Origin of the sequence: Bacillus cereus group sp. MYBK139-1, from assembly GCF_051916915.1 — a bacterium.
Taxonomy (GTDB): domain Bacteria; phylum Bacillota; class Bacilli; order Bacillales; family Bacillaceae_G; genus Bacillus_A; species Bacillus_A pacificus.
Map to the genome: position 1 here is coordinate 127,454 of NZ_JBQAHO010000002.1, position 16,045 is coordinate 143,498.

The following is a 16,045-nucleotide window of genomic DNA, read 5'->3' on the forward strand; positions in this document are numbered from 1 at the left end:
TATTCCTACCCTTACTGTATTTGCACAATTATAAATTTCCAAACCTAAAAGTATATTGTAAAAATAATGGATAATACATGGAAATCTCATAGCCTGATAAGGTAAAATGGACAACATGATGAGAAAATTACCGTTCATAAGATGAGGAGAATACATGTATGGAAGTTGTAGAGGCATTAAAAGATATAAGCCAAATTGAGGCTATGAAAAAGTATTTAAAAGAGCACTCTCAGCGAGATTATCTTTTATTTGTTATTGGAATTAACACTGGATTAAAGATTACTGAGCTACTTAGTATGAAATTTGAAGAGATATTAAATGAAGATGGAACTGTTAAAGAGTTTTATTCTCTTCCTGTGAAAGATGAAAAGTTTAAACAAGATATTTATTTAAATACAAAAGTAAAAGAAGCACTTTTAGAGTACGTACAATCTATTGATGTGAAAAGAGAAAACTACGTATTTCAATCTAATAAAACGAAAAATTCAATTACGCGTCAACAAGCGTATCGTGTAATTCATAATGCTGCTGAAGCGGTTGGGATTGTTGGAAAAATTGGAACGAACTCAATGAGAAAAACATTTGGATTTCACGCGTACAAAAGGGGAATAGCAATTGCGCTATTGCAAAAGCATTTCCATCACGCGACACCGTCAGAGACATTAAAGTATTTGGGAATCTCAAAAGATGAAGAATTTAAAACAGAGATTGATGTAGATTTGTAAAAGCCGTAACTAAAAACTTTAGGAGGCGGAAATTATGAATATTAGAGAAAGTGAATTACCGGGCATTGGATGTAAATTTGAAGTTATAACAAAAGGTAATGAAAAAATGGTTATCGTTATTCATGATGATGGCCGAAGAGAAATGTATCATTTTGATGCGGATCATGATGAGAGTATTTCAAGCATTTCTCTTCGTGATTCTGAAGCGAGACAAATTGCGGCTATATTAGGCGGAATGGTATATAGACCACAAGCGTTAGACACGATTGAGATGGCTTTTGAAGGATTATCAATTGAATGGTTTAAGGTGGAAAATCATGCACCAGTCGTACAAAAAACAATTGGTAGCTTACATGTCAGAAAAACATATAACGTAACGATTATTGCTATTTTAAAAAAGAATATGAAGAAATTCTTTAATCCAGGTCCAGACTCTATTATTGAAGCTGGCGATATGCTCGTGTTATCGGGTGAAAGACATGAAGTGAAAAGAATTATTAATGAATTGCTTTCATCAGGAGGTGATTCATAATCGATGGATACTTTAATCTTTGAAGTTGGAACTGCGTTAGTATTAGTAGCTTTTGCAGCTATCCTCGCTGCGAAGTTAAAGTTCTCGATTATTCCGTTTCTCATTATACTCGGTATGTTAGTGGGGCCTCATGCCCCCGATTTAGGACTTATCGATTTAAGGTTTATTGAAAGCGGAGAAGTTATTTCCTTCCTCGGCCGTGTTGGCGTCATATTCCTCCTATTCTATTTAGGCTTAGAATTCTCAATAAAAAAATTAATTAAATCAGGAAAATCAATTGCTTTCGGTGGGACTGTCCACATATCACTTAATTTCATATTAGGTTTGCTTTATGGCTATGTGATGGGCTTCCCCTTATTAGAGACGTTAATTATTGCTGGAATCATTACAATTTCATCGAGTGCAATTGTTGCAAAAGTAATTGTTGATTTAAGAAGATCTGGTAATAAAGAGACAGAATTAATATTAGGAATCATCATGTTTGATGATATTTTTTTAGCTGTATATTTATCAGTCGTTTCAGGGTTAGTACTCGGTGGTGCCACATCATTTGTAGGTGCTCTTACATCGGTGTTAATCGCAGTAGGGTATATGCTACTATTCTTTGTAATCGCTAGAAAAGCTACGCCGTTCTTAAATAAAATATTAGATATTTCCTCAAATGAAATTTTTATTATCGTAATATTCGCTATTTTATTCTTCGTAGCAGGGTTTTCAGAAACGATTCATGTTGCTGAGGCAATTGGAGCGTTATTGTTAGGACTCGTCTTTTCTGAAACAGAGCATAGCGATCGAATTGAGAAGCTCGTCGTCCCATTCCGTGATTTCTTTGGAGCCATATTCTTTTTCAGCTTCGGTTTAAGCATAGATCCGTTTTCGCTTGGAGGAGCAGTCTGGTTGGCATTAGGAGCAGTTTTCATTACTCTAATCGGCAATTTTACTGCTGGAATGATTGCAGGACGTAAAGCCGGGTTATCCCATAAGGTTTCTGCGAATATAGGTTTAACACTCGTATCACGCGGGGAATTTTCTATTATTGTAGCGAATATCGGCATTGCCGGTGGCTTAATGGCAGCGATTAAACCGTTCTCTGCTTTATATGTTTTAATATTGGCATCGTTAGGACCGTTATTAACGAAAGAGTCTGGGAGAATATACTCGCTACTAGATAAGGTGTTTAAATGGAGTGCGAAAGAACGTGCAAAGCGAGAAAAGGAAGTTGGATAGTATAAATAAGGGGAGGCTGCATGAACTTCATGTAATCTCCTCTTTTTTTAATTGTTACTGCTGTCGCTTTTTGTCGGTAAGTCGATATATTTTAATAATCGCTGATATATTTCGAGAATCGTCGTTATATCTTAATAATCGCCGATATATTTTCAAACACCAATCAATATAATTTCATTTACCGACAAACCATTATCTGAATTTCATCAACTATTAATCAGTTGCCTTCCTATTTAAAAACGACTACAATTTTACTGTTATAGATGAACGAAAAAATAGAATAGGAGGGGAGACTATGCCAAGGAAAGTATGGCTATTAGTAGCTGGGATGATTATTAATGTCACGGGTGCTTCTTTTTTATGGCCTTTTAATACAATTTATTTGCATGATCACCTAGGAAAATCTTTATCTGTGGCCGGAATGGTATTAATGATCAACTCGCTTACTGGTGTAATCGGAAACTTGCTCGGCGGTGTTTTATTTGATAAATGGGGCGGTTATAAATCAACTTTAGTAGGGATTGTGATTACACTCGTATCGATTTTAGGTCTTGTGTTCTTCCACGGTTGGCCTTTATACGTTGTGTGGCTAGCGTTAATCGGTTTTGGTTCTGGAATGGTCTTCCCATCGATGTATGCGATGGTTGGTACGGTTTGGCCAGAGGGCGGAAGACGAGCATTTAATGCGATGTATGTTGGACAAAACGTTGGTATTGCGATTGGAACAGCGTGTGGTGGATTAGTTGCATCGTATCGTTTTGATTATATTTTCTTAGCGAACTTTATTTTATACTTTGTTTTCTTCTTAATTGCTTTTATTGGATTCCGTGGTATGGAAGACAAGAAAGAGCCAGGAGTACCAAAAGAAGTGGAAACGAAAAAAGGTTGGTCGCTTACACCTGGATTCAAAGCACTTCTTATCGTATGTGTAGCATATGCTTTATGCTGGGTTACATACGTACAGTGGCAAGGGGCGATTGCAACACATATGCAAGAATTAAACATTAGCCTTCGTCACTATAGTTTATTATGGACGATAAACGGAGCGATGATCGTTTGTGCGCAGCCGCTAGTTAGTATGCTAATTCGCTGGATGAAGCGTTCTTTAAAACAACAAATTATGATCGGAATCATCATTTTTGCGGCTTCATTTATTGTATTAAGTCAAGCGCAGCAATTTACGATGTTCCTTGTTGCGATGGTAACATTAACAATTGGTGAGTTATTCGTATGGCCAGCAGTTCCAACGATTGCAAATATACTTGCGCCAAAAGATAAGTTAGGGTTTTATCAAGGTGTTGTAAATAGTGCGGCGACTGTAGGGAAAATGTTCGGACCGGTCGTTGGCGGAGCAATTGTTGATTTATATAATATGGAAGTATTGTTTATAGCAATCATGGTAATGCTTGTAGTAGCGCTTATCGCAACGAGCATTTATGATAAACGAGTAAAAGTAGAAGAAACAGTTGAAGAAAAAATTGCAGTTTAGTTTGACGGAACATGTTCACATGTTTTAGAATATATTTAAATAAAACAACCTTTGGAACAAGGGAGATAGCTCGGCTGTCGTAAGACGAATTCGTTAGTTATTCATAGTAACGATTAACCGAGAAGCCCCGCTTTAAGCAAGCTCTTAAGAGATTCTAAGCGAAGGGTAGTTCACTTAACTCATATTTGTAATAACAGTGAGAAGGAGTAGTAGTAATAGAAGCTGGTTTAGAGAGTTGACGGTCGGTGCAAGTCAATCCACGTTTCGTTATGAACTCGCCTTTGAGTTGCAGTTGTGAAACTAATAGTAGCAATTGCCGTTAATCCACGTTACGGATCTAAGCGAATGTATATTTGTACATTAATTTAGGGTGGTACCGCGGGAATCTATAACCTCTCGTCCCTTTCTAGGGATGAGAGGTTTTTTGTATTTTGGGCGGTGAAAATAAATAGAATTTCAAGGAGGGTATCTCATGAGCTTTAATCATCAAGAAATTGAGAAGAAGTGGCAAGGGTACTGGGAAGAGAATAAAACATTCCGTACGCCAGATGAGACAGAAAAACCAAAATTTTATGCACTAGATATGTTCCCATATCCATCAGGTGCAGGCTTACACGTAGGACATCCGGAAGGTTATACAGCAACAGATATTTTATCTCGTATGAAGCGTATGCAAGGATATAACGTTCTTCATCCAATGGGATGGGATGCATTCGGTCTTCCAGCAGAGCAATATGCACTTGATACTGGAAACAGCCCAGCTGAATTTACAGAGCATAATATTAATACATTCCGTAACCAAATTAAATCATTAGGTTTCTCTTACGATTGGGACCGTGAAGTAAATACAACAGATCCAAACTACTACAAGTGGACACAATGGATCTTCCTAAAACTATTTGAAAAAGGCTTAGCTTACGTTGATGAAGTACCTGTAAACTGGTGCCCAGCACTTGGTACAGTACTTGCAAACGAAGAAATCATTGACGGTAAGAGTGAGCGCGGTGGACATCCAGTTGAGCGTCGTCCGATGAGACAGTGGATGTTAAAAATTACAGCTTACGGAGATCGTCTATTAGAAGATCTAGATGAGCTTGATTGGCCAGAAAGCTTAAAAGATATGCAACGTAACTGGATCGGTCGTTCTGAAGGTGCAGAAGTACACTTCAACATCGACGGTACAGACGAGAAGTTCACAGTTTTCACAACGCGTCCTGATACACTATTCGGTGCAAGCTACTGTGTACTTGCTCCGGAACATGCACTTGTTGCTGATATTACAACTGCTGAACAAAAAGAAGCTGTAGAAGCTTACATTAATTCAGTAAAAATGAAGAGTGATTTAGAGCGTACAGAACTTGCGAAAGAGAAAACTGGTGTATTCACTGGTGCTTACGCAGTTAACCCAGTAAATGGTGAGAAATTACCAATCTGGATCGCTGATTACGTTCTTGCAACTTACGGAACAGGTGCTGTAATGGCAGTTCCAGCTCATGATGAGCGTGACTATGAATTCGCATCAACGTTCAATCTTCCAATGAAGGAAGTTGTAAAAGGCGGAGACATTACGAAAGAAGCATACACAGGTGATGGTGCACACGTAAACTCAGCATTCCTTGATGGTTTAAATAAAGAAGAAGCAATCGCAAAAATGATTGAATGGCTTGAAGTAACGAGCGCAGGAAATCAAAAAGTAACATACCGTCTACGTGACTGGTTATTCAGCCGTCAACGTTACTGGGGTGAGCCAATTCCAGTTATTCACTGGGAAGATGGCACAATGACAGCTGTAAAAGAAGAAGAATTACCATTAGTTCTTCCGAAAACAGACAACATCCGTCCTTCAGGTACAGGTGAATCACCACTTGCTAACATTGACGAGTGGGTAAATGTTGTTGATCCTGAGACTGGTAAAAAAGGTCGTCGTGAAACGAACACAATGCCACAATGGGCTGGTAGCTGCTGGTACTACCTACGTTACATCGATCCAAACAATAGCGAAGCACTTGTAGATCCTGAAAAAGTAAAACAATGGCTTCCAGTTGATATTTATATCGGCGGAGCAGAGCACGCTGTACTTCACTTACTATATGCTCGTTTCTGGCATAAAGTATTATACGATATCGGTGTAGTTCCAACGAAAGAGCCGTTCCAACAATTATTCAACCAAGGTATGATTCTAGGTGAAAACAACGAGAAAATGAGTAAATCAAAAGGTAACGTTGTAAACCCTGATGATATCGTAGCAAGCCACGGTGCAGATACACTTCGTCTATACGAAATGTTCATGGGACCATTAGATGCTTCAATCGCTTGGTCTGAAAATGGTCTTGACGGAGCTCGTCGTTTCCTAGACCGCGTATGGCGTCTATTCGTTCAAGATAACGGTGAATTAAGTGAGAAAATTACTGATGCACCAAATAAAGAGCTTGAAAAAGCTTACCACCAAACAGTGAAGAAAGTAACAGAAGACTATGCAGAGCTTCGCTTCAACACAGCGATTTCTCAAATGATGGTATTCATCAATGATGCATACAAAGCTGAAACACTTCCGAAAGAATATGTAGAAGGTTTCGTAAAAATGATTGCACCAGTTGCACCTCACATCGGGGAAGAGCTATGGAGCAAACTTGGATACAATGAAACAATCACATATGCAAGCTGGCCAACATTTGATGAGTCTAAACTTGTAGAAGATGAAGTTGAAATCGTTGTTCAAGTTATGGGTAAAGTTCGCGCAAAACTAACAATGAGTAAAGACGCATCAAAAGAAGAAATGGAACAACTTGCACTTGAAGCAATTCAAGACCAAATTGAAGGGAAAACAGTTCGTAAAGTAATTGTAGTTCCTGGAAAACTTGTTAACGTTGTTGCAAACTAATTCATTCTAAAAAAAAGCTCAGAGTATGTATACTCTGAGCTTTTTTTGTGTAGAAAATAATCTCTGGATTACCTTAGTGTAAGTTTTCAATTATTCTATTACGTACAAATAAAAGAGCGGAATTCCCATACAGACAAACACCTATTTTTCTATAGGAAATATGATAAAAAAGGTAGGCTAAATTGAGTAGAAGAGGTGAAAGGAATGAAAGGGATGGACAATAATGCACCACATGGTTTTTTCGGAGGTGGTTCGGATAGTTATGAACAAATGATGTTAATGGGAGGAGCTGGCCAACAAGGATACGGTGGTATTCCGAGCTGGATGGGCGGAGGAGCAGGAGGTTTTCCGACATCGGTAGCTGGTATGCAAACTGGAATGCCCACATTAATGGGGGGCTTTTCGACATCAGGGGCTGGAATGCCTACAGTAACAGGAGGCTTTCCAACATCAGTAGCTGGCGTACAGACAGGAATTCCAGTAGGGGTACCAACTACATTCCCATCTTTCGTTGGAGGAGTACAAACAGGATTTCCTGTACCTGGAGTAGGTGTTGTGGCAGGAGGAGTAGGTGGTTATCCGCAAACTGTTCATGGTCATCATGTACATCACCAAGGCCAACACGGCCACCATGTACATCATCATCACCAAGGTCAGCACGGTCATCATGGTCATCACCATCACCAAGGTCAGCACGGTCATCATGGTCATCATCATCACCAAGGCCAACACGGCCACCATGTACACCACCACCAAGGTCAACACGGTCATCATCATCAACAACAAGTACATCACCACGGTCAACACCACATTCATCCGCAAGCTGTTCTTTATCAAACACATCAAGGCCACCAGCACGGTCACCATAGTCAGCATCACCATCAAGGTCAGCACGGTCACCATAGTCATCAGCATCACCATCAAGGTCAGCACGGTCACCATGGCCAGCATCACCATCAAGGTCAGCACGGTCACCATGGCCAGCATCACCATCAAGGTCAGCACGGTCATCATGGCCAACAAGGTCATCAAGGTCATCAAGGTCAACAACACCAACAACACCAACAATATCAACAGTATCAACAACAACAATCTTCTCCTTGGACAGGTGGAATTGGGGCAGGAGGAGCAGGGGCAGCAGCAGGAGCGGCTAGCATTAGTGGAGCAGCAGGACACGCGGGACACGTGGGTCATTAATGAATGGCAGAAAAAAAGACATAATAAAAAACTGCTAGGAAATCCTAGCAGTTTTTTTCAGCTTCTTGGCGTTGACGTTCGATTTCAGCACGAAGTTGTGGTTCTGGTGCTTGCCAGCCTTCAGGTTTTAGAATTTTGCCGTCGCCTTCGCGGAATCTTGGTTTCCCATCAGGGAATAGTTTTGCCATGTTTGCATTATTTACAATTTCGAATCCTTTATCAGGACGTACGCCCATTTCGGCAAACGTTCCGAATGCAAAGTAAATAAGGTCAATTAGTGCATCATATTGATCTTCAACAGTCGTTGCTTCTAGAAATTCTTCTAGCTCTTCTTGCATAAAACTCGCACGGATTTTTGCGCGTTCTTCTGTTAATTTTGTTGGAGTATTTGTCACAGGATGTCCGAATACTTCATGCATTTTCGCAACAAGTTCGTACCCTTTATCTAGACCTTTTTCGTTTGTCATGTTGTTTCATCCTTTCTCGCTTAGTGCCGAATCTCATTGTAACATAAGGTGATTATGAAATGAAAAGAACATCTTATAGAAAATAAGATGCTCGCCTGTTATTCTTCTTTCTTAATTAAAATGGATAAAATAAGATCGATGCCAAATATACCAACGAGTAACATTGGTATAACGACAAGTAAATAACGTGTGAAGGAAACATTTTTTAAGTATGTATGAGCAAATAAAAAGACGCCGAGAAATAAAATACCATTTAAAATAGGCTTTACTAATTTTTTAGACATAAGCTCCCCCATAAATATCTTCTCTCTCTATCTAAAATAAAAACTCCTCTTTCCGTTGTATCATGCTGGAGAGAGGAGTTCAATCATTTCTCATTCAATTACACCAGAATTTGTAATATTTACGGTGTATTTTATAGTAACCGGAACATCTTTGTACATTTGTCTCCACTCTTCTAATTTGAATGGGCGATAATGTTGCTTATATTTAGCACCTAGCCCGAGAGGATCGACGCCTAAAGACTTAAGTTGCTTAATTAACTTAGCAGCTTGTTTATCTAATTGTTTTTGGATGTTTTTTTCAATGTTTTTTGTGTTCTTGTTATTTTCTAAGTTAATTTGCTTCGATAGTTCTTGAATACGTGCATCAAGATGAACGTGAATGAAAAAAGAAGGCTTCCCGTTTTTAATTTTTATATCGTAAGTTGGAACAGAACGAATATTATTAATCATTACGTACGCGGAATCCGTTTTGAATTCATGTGAATCTAATTTATGTTTCTCTAATAGTCCTTTAAAGATGAACATATCTTTTTCTGCGATTTTCCCGATATATTTATCCTTTTTAAAAAGACCAATTCCGTTGATTTTTATTTTATCACCATGCTTCTTTAGAATGGGAATATAGTAGTCTTGCCCTTCTTGATAATAACGGAATGCTCCTACATGCAGATTATCTGTTGGTAAAGGACCGGTCTCCATATTATGTTCTAACAACTTTTTTATATAAATTGCAACGTTGTATGAAGTCGAATATTTGCCTTTTAAAAGTTCAGTACCATTCCCCTCTAATAAACCAACATATAAAGCGTTCCCTATGTTTACATCTCGAAGTAATGTATCGAATGAAGTAGACATTCCTGTTTTGGCAAGTCTTATCGTATATAGAGCGACACGCATTTGCCCACTAGCAAAAGGTTGAGAAGACTCTAAAGATGTGTTTGCTTTTACTTGTTTTACCGCATTTGCAGTTCCTTCAAAAACTTGAACTTTATTTCCCTTTTTTTGAACCGGACAAACGAATGTTACTTTTACTTTATTATCTTTTGCTGCATCAAAAACTGTTCCTTGAATCAGCTGTACATCGTCGATAATATTTTTTTGTAAACATCCAGTTAGACTGAATAATGTTATACAAGAAATAAGTATTAATTTGCTTGTGCTTTTGATTTTTTCCATTTTCTTTTCACCCACACAATAATAAATAGAATTGGGATGTATACATAAATGAGCCAAAAACTAACCTTTGATACATTACTAATAAAGTTATTAATATCTTGTCTGTTTGTTAAAAGTTGTGAAACAATGAGAGTGATAAAGATAAAAGCGATTAAAACACCCCTTTGTTTTACACGGAATATTTCGTGAGTTGCTCTCATTGACGCCCATAAAGGGAGGATAAAACTTGAAATAATAACGAGTGCATAGCCTGAAATTGCAATATATTCGAGTCTTTCTATAAATGGTAATTGAATGACTTGGGTCATAGAAAGTTGTGCCCATATCGTTTTTAACAATTGTTTTTCACTAAAAAATGCAAAGGCTAAAAGGGTGCTAAATAAATATAGAAGATTTGAAAATAGTGCTCCAAGCTGAGCGTATTTATGAGATTGCATAGGCTTTTTCACAAATGGATATACCATGAGGTAAATCTCAAAACCGGTCATACTGTAGATTGACAGTTGAGCGGATTTTAAAATGTCTGAAAAAGAATGTGTGAATATAGGTAGTAAATTATCCCAATGTGAATATTTCAAAACGAATAAGCTTAGAAATAAATATCCTAATGTACCACCAACAGAGATGACGCAAATACCGGTAATGACACGAAATCCAGAAGAGATAATGTAATAGCTAACTAAGCACAAAAAGAGTGTTAACATAAAGGTGGAAGCGGTAGGAAACATCCATACTTGAATAATTTCGACATACGTTCGAATAACCGAAATACTGACGATTAAAAAATAAGCTGCAAAGATGATATTAAAGACATTCCCTATCCACTTTCCAAACGTTTGCCTTTGTAAATCAATTAAATTTCCATTTGTTTCTTTTAATAAAAAATACATCATCCATATAAGGAGATGGATACAGAGTCCTGTGATTAGAACGCCCATCCATCCGTCGTATCCAGCGGCCTTTGCGATGATTCGAGCGAAGCCGAGAACGCCAGCACCGAACTGTGCACCGTGAATTAAGAAGAAAACGAAGATAGGAGATATTTGATATTTTTCTTGAACTTTACTCATCGAATGCACCTCATTTCTTAATCATCAAAGTCCGATCTATGTTTTGTTGAAATTCCTTTCGCTGCTTTTTTTACATGTTGTGGTCTTGCTTGTACATCTCTTGTATCAATCATTGTTAAAGGGAAACGAATCCAAGAATCTTTAACAGATTGTTGTCTTGTTGGGTAGAACAAAGCGTATGGCTTGCGTAAAGAAGTAAGTCTAAATAGATGCGTAAATAAGAAGATAAATCCAAGAGAAATCCCGAAAAGTCCTCCTATTTCTGCAAATATGAGAAATGGGAAGCGTAGTAATCGAACCGCATTACCCATTTTATAAATAGGTGTAATAAAGGAAGCGAGTGCTGATAAGGCAACGATAATTAATAAAATATTACTCGTTAAACCAGCTTGTACAGATGCTTGCCCGATTACGATACCGCCTACAATACCGAGCGTTTGACCAACTTTCATCGGTAACCTCGCGCCAGCTTCCCTCAGTAAGTCGATTGCAAGTTCTAAAAAGAGTGCTTCAATTAAAGGCGGGAATGGTACTTGTGCTCTTGATAAAATTAAAGTTTCAAGTAAATCACTTGGAATGAGTTCATAATGATAATTTAAAACTGCAACGTATAACGGTGTAGCACAAATTGAAAATAGAACGGCAATTAATCTTAAAATCCTTGAAAATGTAGCGTACATCCAGGAGACGTTGTAGTCTTCTGGTGAAATAAAAAAATCGAAATAGGATACAGGTGTTAGTAAAACACTTGGAGAACCGTCCACAAAAATAGCGATTTTACCATCGATTAGTGCTTTTGTAACTCTATCAGTGCGTTCTGTATTGATATAGAGAGGGAAAATCGATTTTTCTCCCATCAATTCTTGTATATAAGCGCTATCATTAATTTGATCATATTCAAGAGCACGTAAAGACTCCTCTAGAAAATCAACATTATCTTTTTCAGCGAGGTTGTCTAAATACATCATGACAACTTTTGTTTTGGAAAACTCACCGATAATCATCTCTTTTGTTTGTAAATCTAAAACAGGAAGACGTTTTCGTACTAAATTTATGTTTGTATCAATATCCTCTACAAAACCTTCTTGCGGACCAATAACAGTCGATTCGTTTAAAGGAGGAGTTGGCGCACGATAATTATCAATTGCAATATTTGCGAGCATACATTTTTGATCTTGTTGATTTACTTGAACAATCGCATGCCCTTTTAAAACCATGTCTTCAATTTTTTGTAAATCGTTCGTAATTGTAATGCCGCTCATCGGAATATGTTCCTTCAGCTCTTCTAGTGATGCATTAGGTCGTTCTAAAAGAGTGGGCATTAAATATTTTTGTAATTTCTCTCCATCAAGCGAAGGACGATAGTAAGAAATCCAATAAGGCATCGTTTCGTCGTCGGATGTATGATAATTCACAAAATCACTAGACTTTTTCAGCTTCTCTATTAAATTTTGTAGAGAATGGATACGGTCTTTTTCTGGTTTCGTAAAATCATAAATACTATTACCTTTAGAGTTTTGCTGCTGTTGCCCTTGATCTGAGTTGTTTTGTTTAGAGTGTTGTTGTTGATTCTGCTCCGAGTTGTCTTGCTTAGAGTGTTGCTGTTGCCCTTGCTCCGAGCTGTTTTGTTTAGAGTTTTGCTGTTTATCTTGATCAGAGTTGTCTTGTTTAGAGTTTTGTTGTTTACCTTGATCAGAGTTGTCTTGTTTAGAGTTTTGTTGTTTACTTTGATCAGAGTTGTCTTGTTTAGAGTTTTGCTGTTTACCTTGATCAGAGTTGTCTTGTTTAGAGTTTTGTTGTTTACTTTGATCAGAGTTGTCTTGTTTAGAGTTTTGTTGTTTATCTTGATCTGAGTCGCCTTGCTTAGAATCTTGCTGTTTACCCTGATTTGATTCGTCTTGTTTAGAATTTTGCTGCTTATCTCGCTGATTTGATTCGTCTTGCTTAGCGTGTTGTTGTTTATTTTGATCACGGTCATCTTGTTCAGAGTGTTGCTGTTTCTCTTGAGCCGAATGATCTTGCTTAGAGCGTTGTTGTTGATCCTGGTTGGATTCATTTTGCTTAGTATGTTGTTGCTGACCTTGAGAAGACTCCTTGTGTCCCTCTTTTTTTTGCTCGCCATTGTTATCTTTATTATGCTTCATACTTCTAGTCAGTTTTTTGTTATCATCCTCTTGATTGTTAGCGTGTTGCTCCGAGTTATCTGCTTCATTTTTCTCTGTTGTATTTGATTTTTTTTTCTTACGTAGCCAATTCCAAATCATATGTATGCCCTCTTTAATTGTGTAATATAGTGCTATTTTGTGGCTAATTTTGTATATTATTCATTTATTTATGAAAAGAAGGAGGAGATTGGTTTGCATAGAAAAAATCCTTTAGTAAGCAGTACATACTATGACGAGAAGAGGGAGAGTCTGTGCAAATTGTAAAAAAGGAGAAATTTATTTTAAAGGAGTTTACATTTGAAAATGGTAGGACAATTCCTGTTCAAATGGGGTATGAGACTTATGGTACTTTAAATAGAGAAAGGTCAAATGCGATTTTGGTTTGTCATTATTTTAGTGCAACTAGTCACGCAGCAGGAAAATATACAGCGCATGATGAGGAGTCTGGCTGGTGGGATGGTTTAATTGGACCGGGAAAAGCAATTGATACAAATAAATACTTCGTTATATGCACTGATAATCTTTGTAATGTGCAGGTGAAGAACCCTTATGTAATTACAACGGGACCGAAATCGATTAATCCGAAAACTGGAGATGAATATGCGATGGACTTTCCGGTTTTTACATTTCTTGATGTAGCTCGTATGCAATATGAGTTAATAAAAGATATGGGAATCGCAAGGCTACATGCTGTAATGGGACCGTCAGCTGGCGGGATGATTGCGCAGCAATGGGCTGTTCATTATCCTCATATGGTAGAGCGGATGATTGGTGTTATTACGAACCCGCAAAATCCAATTATTACGTCGGTAAATGTAGCGCAAAATGCAATTGAGGCTATCGAGCTGGATCCAAGTTGGAATGGCGGAAAATATGGAGAAGAGCAGCCAATGAAGGGGCTTCATTTAGCGAATAGAATGATGTTTATGAACGCATTTGATGAGCAGTTTTACGAAACGACATTTCCTCGTAATAGTATAGAGAAAGAGCCTTATGAAACATTTTCTGCATTAACATCATTTGAGAAAGAAATTAACAAAGTGATAAATAGAAGTATAGCTTTAGTAGATGCAAATTCATGGATGTATACTGCGAAAGCAGTTTTATTACATGATATTGCGCATGGATTTTCGTCTTTAGAAGAGGCACTGTCTAATATAGAAGCTAATGTACTTATGATTCCGTGTAAACAAGATTTGCTTCAGCCGCCACGTTATAATTATAAAATGGTAGACATGTTGCAAAAACAAGGGAAGTATGCGGAAGTGTATGAGATAGAAAGTATAAATGGACATATGGCGGGAGCATTTGATATTCATTTATTTGAAAAGAAAGTTTATGAATTTTTAAATCGGAAAGTGTCTAGTTTTGTGTAGAAAATAAATGATGTGAAAAAGGTGCAATGTATGTAGTAGGCACCTTTTATTACATGATTTGTAGGCGGAAAATATATGTGGCAATTGCTATACCGAAGAATGCGATACTAAGCAATAGAAATAAGAATGACATTTCTTGTGGTGATTTTATCTTTCTATTATTTTTCATACTAAGTGCAATAATTGCAGCGATTAAGAAAATGATGCCCATAATGAAAAGGAAAAGTGTCATTTTCATTGGCTCCTTTCATAAAACAAGTATATTGAGGATACAATGCAAGGGTTATGTTTGTAAAGAATAAGTTTTGCGAGAAAATTGAGAAATAAATTTTCCATTCTTTGCGTTCTTTCTTCCGCATGCTAAAATTGATGAGGAATGATTATTTAAAGAGAAAACTAAAGGTTTTATTGTATATAAGGAGGAACAACATATGACAGAAGTTAAAACAATTACTACAGAAGAAGTGCAAGAGCGTTTAGAAAACGGAGAAACGTTATTTTTAGTAGACGTAAGGGAAGATGAAGAAGTAGCGGCAGGAAAAATTCCAGAAGCTGTACATATTAAAATGGGCGATATCCCAAATAAAGTAGATTTCTTTGATAAAGAGAATGAATATATCTTTATTTGTCGTTCGGGAATGCGCAGTGAAAATGTCTGCCATTATTTAAATGAGCAAGGATTTAAAACAGTGAACATGGTAGGCGGCATGCTTCAATATGAAGGAGAAACGAAATAAGTAGTTTAAAAAACTTGAAACGAGTCTGTTTCAAGTTTTTTTCTTTTGCATACAGTGTACAAAAGGGGGATAGGTAAATGGGGATTAATATGCGTAAAGTAAAAATTATTAACAATACAGGAGCCGTTAATGTTGGCGACTGTTATAATATCGCGCCTTTTGCTGTATCGAAAGCTTATGCGGGTGCTGGAGGGTCAAGTGCGGCTATTTTTTTAAATGGGAAAAGACAGCCAGAAGCGGTAATTCGAACATCAGTATTTCTTCCACCATTATCAACGAGTACACGTACGTTGGGTTAGTAAAGGAAAGGTAGAGTGTTAGTATGCCAGCACATATAAAAGAGTTTGTTATTGTGAATAACACTGGGAATATATTTACAGGTGATAATTTGAGTGATACGTCATTTACTGCTTCGAAATCGTATAGTGGTTCAATGGGATGTACTTGGATTGACGTTGTTACAGTAATAGGGACGGAGACGAAGCTTTGTTTACAGCCGGGTGATTCGGTGACGACAACATATACAAGAGGCACCCCTGCTGGTACTGTAACAGGAACAAATATGGGGCAAAGTGTAAATGCATCGGGTATAGCACAAGCTGTCCCTAATACAGATAATATGGATTCAGTTGCTGGACTCCCTTAAGGAATTAAGGGAGTTTTTATTATTTAAAATAAAAATAGTCTTTGAGATTATTTTTGTAAATACATATTAAGAA

Annotated in this window: 16 protein-coding genes and 1 other annotated feature; of the genes, 10 read left to right on the forward strand and 6 right to left on the reverse strand. The window is 37.4% G+C overall.

Annotated elements, in window-relative coordinates:
* Nucleotides 1–158: 158 nt before the first annotated feature.
* The 6 genes from ACTFRS_RS11735 (at nt 159) to ACTFRS_RS11760 (ending at nt 8,051) form a co-directional block, all read left to right on the forward strand.
* Entirely contained in the window at nt 159–725 is a 567-nt protein-coding gene (locus ACTFRS_RS11735) for a tyrosine-type recombinase/integrase (RefSeq protein WP_000454214.1), read from the forward strand.
* A 34-nt stretch (nt 726–759) separates the two neighbouring features.
* A complete protein-coding gene (locus ACTFRS_RS11740; protein ID WP_001026046.1) occupies nt 760–1,257 on the forward strand; it encodes a cation:proton antiporter regulatory subunit in 498 nt (165 codons plus the stop codon).
* Nucleotides 1,258–1,260: 3 nt separating this feature from the next.
* Entirely contained in the window at nt 1,261–2,484 is a 1,224-nt protein-coding gene (locus ACTFRS_RS11745) for a cation:proton antiporter (RefSeq protein ID WP_440025347.1), read from the forward strand.
* A 295-nt stretch (nt 2,485–2,779) separates the two neighbouring features.
* Nucleotides 2,780–3,973, forward strand: coding sequence for an MDR family MFS transporter (locus tag ACTFRS_RS11750; protein ID WP_242270060.1), 1,194 nt, complete (start codon nt 2,780–2,782; stop codon nt 3,971–3,973).
* Nucleotides 3,974–4,160: 187 nt separating this feature from the next.
* Nucleotides 4,161–4,380 (forward strand) — a binding site (T-box leader).
* Nucleotides 4,381–4,445: 65 nt separating this feature from the next.
* Nucleotides 4,446–6,854 (forward strand): leucine--tRNA ligase, encoded by a 2,409-nt coding sequence (gene leuS, locus ACTFRS_RS11755; protein ID WP_139869805.1) that lies wholly within the window; start codon nt 4,446–4,448, stop codon nt 6,852–6,854.
* A gap of 204 nt (nt 6,855–7,058) precedes the next feature.
* Nucleotides 7,059–8,051, forward strand: a complete 993-nt coding sequence (locus ACTFRS_RS11760; protein ID WP_440025345.1) for a hypothetical protein — start codon at nt 7,059–7,061, stop codon at nt 8,049–8,051.
* Nucleotides 8,052–8,095: 44 nt separating this feature from the next.
* Here ACTFRS_RS11760 and ACTFRS_RS11765 read toward each other — a convergent pair whose 3' ends face one another.
* From ACTFRS_RS11765 to ACTFRS_RS11785, 5 genes are all read right to left on the reverse strand, one after another.
* The gene (locus tag ACTFRS_RS11765) at nt 8,096–8,518 is read right to left on the reverse strand and encodes a hypothetical protein (RefSeq protein ID WP_000180554.1); all 423 of its coding nucleotides are present in this window, start codon (nt 8,516–8,518) and stop codon (nt 8,096–8,098) included.
* A gap of 98 nt (nt 8,519–8,616) precedes the next feature.
* Entirely contained in the window at nt 8,617–8,802 is a 186-nt protein-coding gene (locus tag ACTFRS_RS11770) for a hypothetical protein (RefSeq protein ID WP_000038779.1), read from the reverse strand.
* A gap of 90 nt (nt 8,803–8,892) precedes the next feature.
* Complete coding sequence (gene gerHC, locus ACTFRS_RS11775; protein ID WP_440025343.1) at nt 8,893–9,978, reverse strand: spore germination protein GerHC; 1,086 nt, start codon at nt 9,976–9,978, stop codon at nt 8,893–8,895.
* Nucleotides 9,948–11,048 carry a spore germination protein gene (locus tag ACTFRS_RS11780; protein WP_087954045.1) on the reverse strand — a complete coding sequence of 367 codons (1,101 nt, stop codon included), beginning with the start codon at nt 11,046–11,048 and terminating at the stop codon, nt 9,948–9,950. The genes gerHC and ACTFRS_RS11780 overlap by 31 nt, the downstream gene beginning before the upstream one ends.
* A 17-nt stretch (nt 11,049–11,065) precedes the next feature.
* Nucleotides 11,066–13,312, reverse strand: coding sequence for a spore germination protein (locus ACTFRS_RS11785; protein ID WP_440025340.1), 2,247 nt, complete (start codon nt 13,310–13,312; stop codon nt 11,066–11,068).
* 152 nt (nt 13,313–13,464) lie between these two features.
* Here ACTFRS_RS11785 and ACTFRS_RS11790 point away from each other — a divergent pair, with 152 nt between their 5' ends.
* Nucleotides 13,465–14,589: an alpha/beta fold hydrolase gene (locus ACTFRS_RS11790; RefSeq protein ID WP_431085399.1), complete on the forward strand. Its 1,125-nt coding sequence runs from the start codon at nt 13,465–13,467 to the stop codon at nt 14,587–14,589.
* A 49-nt stretch (nt 14,590–14,638) separates the two neighbouring features.
* Here the strand turns inward: ACTFRS_RS11790 and ACTFRS_RS11795 are convergent, their stop codons facing one another.
* Complete coding sequence (locus ACTFRS_RS11795) at nt 14,639–14,821, reverse strand: hypothetical protein (RefSeq protein WP_000171883.1); 183 nt, start codon at nt 14,819–14,821, stop codon at nt 14,639–14,641.
* A gap of 199 nt (nt 14,822–15,020) precedes the next feature.
* Between ACTFRS_RS11795 and ACTFRS_RS11800 the strand changes: the two genes are divergently transcribed.
* The 3 genes from ACTFRS_RS11800 to ACTFRS_RS11810 all read left to right on the forward strand — a co-directional run bounded on the left by ACTFRS_RS11800 (nt 15,021) and on the right by ACTFRS_RS11810 (nt 15,972).
* On the forward strand, nt 15,021–15,326 hold the full coding sequence (locus ACTFRS_RS11800) for a rhodanese-like domain-containing protein (protein WP_000141212.1): 306 nt from the start codon (nt 15,021–15,023) through the stop codon (nt 15,324–15,326).
* A gap of 77 nt (nt 15,327–15,403) precedes the next feature.
* On the forward strand, nt 15,404–15,625 hold the full coding sequence (locus ACTFRS_RS11805; RefSeq protein WP_139866396.1) for a spore germination protein: 222 nt from the start codon (nt 15,404–15,406) through the stop codon (nt 15,623–15,625).
* 23 nt (nt 15,626–15,648) lie between these two features.
* Nucleotides 15,649–15,972, forward strand: coding sequence for a hypothetical protein (locus tag ACTFRS_RS11810; protein WP_001110853.1), 324 nt, complete (start codon nt 15,649–15,651; stop codon nt 15,970–15,972).
* Nucleotides 15,973–16,045 lie beyond the last annotated feature (73 nt).